Source organism: Silvanigrella sp., assembly GCF_044369315.1.
Classification (GTDB): domain Bacteria; phylum Bdellovibrionota_B; class Oligoflexia; order Silvanigrellales; family Silvanigrellaceae; genus Silvanigrella.
On sequence record NZ_JBIPMD010000259.1, the window covers coordinates 1 to 4386 of the forward strand.

Here is a 4386-nt window from a genome sequence, read left to right on the forward strand (position 1 = left end):
TGAGTAGGTAGAAGCACAGTGTTGCCACTGTGCAACCCCATTAGAACCGTACTTGCCCAATTAAGGCATACGGCTCCTTCACTAGCACCGCTTATAAGCGCTCGAGTTAAAGATAAGGCTATGCCGAATTAATGGTTTGGGAAAATCCACTCTCTTAAGAACTTCACTAAATTGCTTCCAATTAAAACTGCGTTTCTGACTTCGTCTATTGAGACATTTGAACATAAGACTTTTAACCACTTCCACGAATTGTGTAATTCGTTTTCTATTATCGTTAATTGCAAAATATTCTAAGTACCCGTTGACAATTCTTTTCGCATAATCAAAGAAATCTTTTCTATGCATATTCTTATTAAAGTGTTCGGAAATTAATTTAATTTTTGCCCTGAATCGTAAGGGACAGGTTTTCCTTTTTACACGCCAGAAACTACTGTTTGTCTTTCTGGAAAATGATTTGCCCCACACATGAAGAAAACCAAGGAATGTGAATTTTGGTATTTTATATCCTCTTGTATGAAGATAATTTGCTACCAATTTTCCATTTGAAATAACCTTGGTTTTTATCTCGTGCAATTCTAACCCAAATGTATTTAAACGATCTTTTAATTTATTCCTGAGTCTTTCAGCTAAATCCAAGGATTTAGCTGTGAATATCATATCGTCAGCATATCGCACAATCGTGCAGCTGGATGCTAATTCATTTTTATTCAACTCAACAAACCATTTATCCACCACTTCGTGTAAATAGATATTTGCAAGGAGTGGTGATAAAATAGAGCCTTGGGGGGTTCCTGTTTGATTTGTTACAACTTTACCTTCGATATCAATACTTTTACTCTTTATTAATTTGATTAACAAGTTTAAAAATCTTTTATCTCCAATTTTGCTGCTAAGAATATTTATTAAAGGTTCGTTTGGTATACTTGGAAAACATTTCTTGATATCCACATCTAAAACAGCTTTTGTTGAACTATTCATCAAGTCTTTGTCTAATGCAGCAAGTGCTTGATGACAGTTTTTATTGGGTCTGAATCCAAATGAGAATTGATAGAAATGTGGCTCAAATATTGGTTCTAAAATCCTTCTTGCCGCTTCTTGAACTATTTTGTCCTCGAAGCATGCAATCGAGAGCGGTCTCTTAGTGCCATCGGATTTTGGTATTTCTGCCGTTCTTGTTGGCTTTGGATAATAGCTTCCATTGCGAATTTTAGAAAGCAATGCTTTTAAATTAATTTCTAATTCTTTTCCGTATTCCTCCTTTGTCACCTTATCTGTTCCTACCGCCTTGTTTTTATCCAAGTTGTGGAAGCATTCTTTTAGAAAATCCTCAGATAAAATATGGCCTAAGTTGGTGAATTTTATTTTCGGATTTTCCTTAGATTTTAGCTCTACTCGCAAGAGTTTTGTATTCGCTATTTTATTCACTTTGCTGGGTTGATTCACAGCGTATCCATCTTGGTGATTGCTAATTACTGGGCTCCTTCGCTCCATGATCATTACTCACTTCCTCGCTACTATGAACCCTCTGACTTTTCATACCCCAAGCTGATTCGCTGTGGTTTTATCCTTTCGCTCGTCAGTCCTGTATTTCTACAGTGAGAATATGAAATCTCCCGTGTTGACTGTCAGATCTCTTTGTACATGCCGAGCATAGCAACCCTGCTCTTGCCAATTACAACTCACGTCTATCGAAGTAATTGGTTTTGGTTTCCGCTGGATGTACGGCGTCACCCAAGAGATTGAAGATACTTTCGGGGCTAAATCGCTTCACGTTTTCACATTTCGGCCTGCACAATTCGCTCCATACGCTTAGCTCAATTCATCACTAAATTGTGTTCAATGTTCGCTACAACGTGGTTACGTTACTCCTTCGTTGTGTGGACTTTCACCACCAAATCTGACGCCCTTTGCACGGCGCACACATCCTCCCCTCCATAAATGAAGGGGATTCCTTAGATACAAAAGAAAAACTAGCTAGAATTTTTCTTTGTACGAGTCAGCCTATCATGCCCAATAGGGAACATGTTCTTGTATGCGTTGAGTATGTTTATACTCGCATTTACATCACGATCATGGATCGTATTGCACTTTTTACAAGCCCATGTTCTTACTCCAAGCCCGATCCGTGGTAGTATTTCACTACACTTTGAGCACGTCCGAGTTGAATCTCTTTCTGAAATTTCTTTGTATATTGAAGCAGCTCTAACGGCTTTGTACTTCAGCATATTTTTAAACATTCCTATTCCCGAATCGAGTGATATTCCTGATAGCTTTTTATTGCGATTCATGAATTTACAAGGAACATCACCAACTACAATTAGGGAACATTTTTTAACAAGTTTTGTAGATTCTTTATGCAAATAGTCTTGTCTGATATTGACTACTTTTACATGCAGTTTTCTTTCTTGTTTTGCTTTTGGCAACGAATGATATTTTTTACTTTTTGATTGTATTCTTTGTGCAAATCGTTGGCATCTTTTTAAATAGCGAAGTTTTTTTAAAGCATTTTTTCTTAAGTTTGGTCTATCAATCTTTTCACCATCTGAACATGTTGCAAGAGTTTTAATCCCAATATCTATGCCAATTTCTTTATCACCTTCTCTTTTGATTCCAATTAATTCACTCTCAAAAGCAACATTTAAATACCAATGCCCATTTTTATCTTGACAAAATGAGCCTGTTTTTATTTTTGCATCTTCTGGTAGTTCTCTTGAATTCCAAAAAGAAAATTCATTCTTATTATAGGATATTTTTCCATCATGAATTTTAATTGCTGACGCTTTAAACGGTATCCATCCCCAAAGATTTTTTCCCACGCCAACGCAATAATGTTTTAAATTGCTTTCTACGTGTGATGTATTCTTCGGAAACAAATTGCACTGTTTGGGAATGCAATTCTAATTCTTTTGAGCTTCCACTTACAAGATTGTTCATCTCAAATTTGGTTAAAAAGTAAGGGATAGAAGCTTTTTCACCCGATTTTTTATCATCTATTAACTTAACGGATTTATTTTTAAGAGCCTCTTGTTGAGTTTGTTTGCAAAAATTCCATACCATATTTACAGAACGGGACATCTTAGAAAGCACTCTATTTGCTTTCCCTGAATCTTTAATTCTGTAGTGATAAGTTGTTATCAGCAAAGCAAAACTCCTTGAACTTAAAAAAAAGTATACAACAAAGTTACAAGTAAAGCCAACTTTCGACAAGCAAAAATCCCTATCGTCTTTTTGCATGCCTCGTCAGGCTTTCAATTCAACCTTGCACCGTTTGGTGCTGTGGTTTTTTCAGCTCGCTTATATCCTCGCTCTGAAGAACGAGGTTTTACTCTCGGTATGATAAAGTAAAACGTAAAAAAAACTATCAATAATTTAATTTGATAGTTTTTAATAATACATTAATCACATAAATACACAATTTAGTTAAATTCTGTTTATTTAACTAATGAATTATTCCATTTTTCTTTCTTAATTCCATTATTTCTTTATTATTATTTTTTAAAAAATTATTAAAATCATCTATCAAAATTTTATTTTTTATTGTAGATATTTTGTAATGATCTAATACATAAGGCAAATCTTTACGAAACAAAAATTTGTTTTTAAATAGAACATTATTATTTACAACATGTAAAGCAACTGCTACATTAAAATAAACTGCATCTATTTTTTCCTTATATAAATCATCTATTAACTCAGAAATATTATTACTCTCTAAAAATTTAATGTTTTTATTTTTATTTTTATATTCTTTTAGTTCAAAACCTCGAATTGTTCCGATTGTTTTAATTTCAGAAATAGTCATGTTTTTATTTTCATTTTTCATCACAATACCATCAATATAAGTAATAACATCATCTGAATAAATAATATTTTTATTTTTCTTCATTTCCGATTGCCAATTAACAGAGTCCGGAAATTTAAAATCAATATTTCCATCAATAAATTCTTTATAAAGACGAAAAATTGGCATTGGTAAAAATTTAAATTTAACTCCTGTTTTTTGCATAAATAATTCAAATATATCGTTTGCAAATCCTTTATAGAAACCAGAAGAATCTACATAATAATATGGAGCATAATTTAAATTTTCAACACCAACTCTATATGTTTGTGATTGAGCATTATTAAATTGGAAACACAAAAATAGGAATAAATATTTGATAAATTTATTATTAAGTTTCATTTTGCCTCTTTAAATAAAGATAAAATCTTCAAAAAGCATTCAATTGAATATCGGCAGGTATAAATTTAATTTAATTTATAATGCCAGTTAAGAGTTGAGAAAGATATTGTGAAGATTGAAGAAATAGCTCCAATTTGTTAGTTAATTGTTGCTTAAAAAAAAGTAACAAAGGAGCTACCAATGGATTGGCAGAACCAACTCAT

Annotated in this window: 4 protein-coding genes; all 4 read right to left on the reverse strand. The window is 32.8% G+C overall.

Features of this window, described 5'->3' with window-relative positions; all coding sequences use genetic code 11:
• Positions 1–81 precede the first annotated feature (81 nt).
• The 4 genes from ltrA to ACIQ56_RS14940 all read right to left on the reverse strand — a co-directional run bounded on the left by ltrA (position 82) and on the right by ACIQ56_RS14940 (position 4183).
• Positions 82–1497, reverse strand: coding sequence for a group II intron reverse transcriptase/maturase (gene ltrA, locus ACIQ56_RS14925; RefSeq protein ID WP_397601839.1), 1416 nt, complete (start codon positions 1495–1497; stop codon positions 82–84).
• 473 nt (positions 1498–1970) lie between these two features.
• Positions 1971–2816, reverse strand: a complete 846-nt coding sequence (locus ACIQ56_RS14930) for an RNA-guided endonuclease InsQ/TnpB family protein (protein ID WP_397601840.1) — start codon at positions 2814–2816, stop codon at positions 1971–1973.
• Positions 2782–3141 (reverse strand): hypothetical protein, encoded by a 360-nt coding sequence (locus ACIQ56_RS14935; protein WP_397601841.1) that lies wholly within the window; start codon positions 3139–3141, stop codon positions 2782–2784. Before ACIQ56_RS14935 ends, ACIQ56_RS14930 begins: the two co-directional genes overlap by 35 nt.
• Positions 3142–3439: 298 nt before the next feature.
• The gene (locus tag ACIQ56_RS14940) at positions 3440–4183 is read right to left on the reverse strand and encodes a transporter substrate-binding domain-containing protein (protein WP_397601842.1); all 744 of its coding nucleotides are present in this window, start codon (positions 4181–4183) and stop codon (positions 3440–3442) included.
• Positions 4184–4386 lie beyond the last annotated feature (203 nt).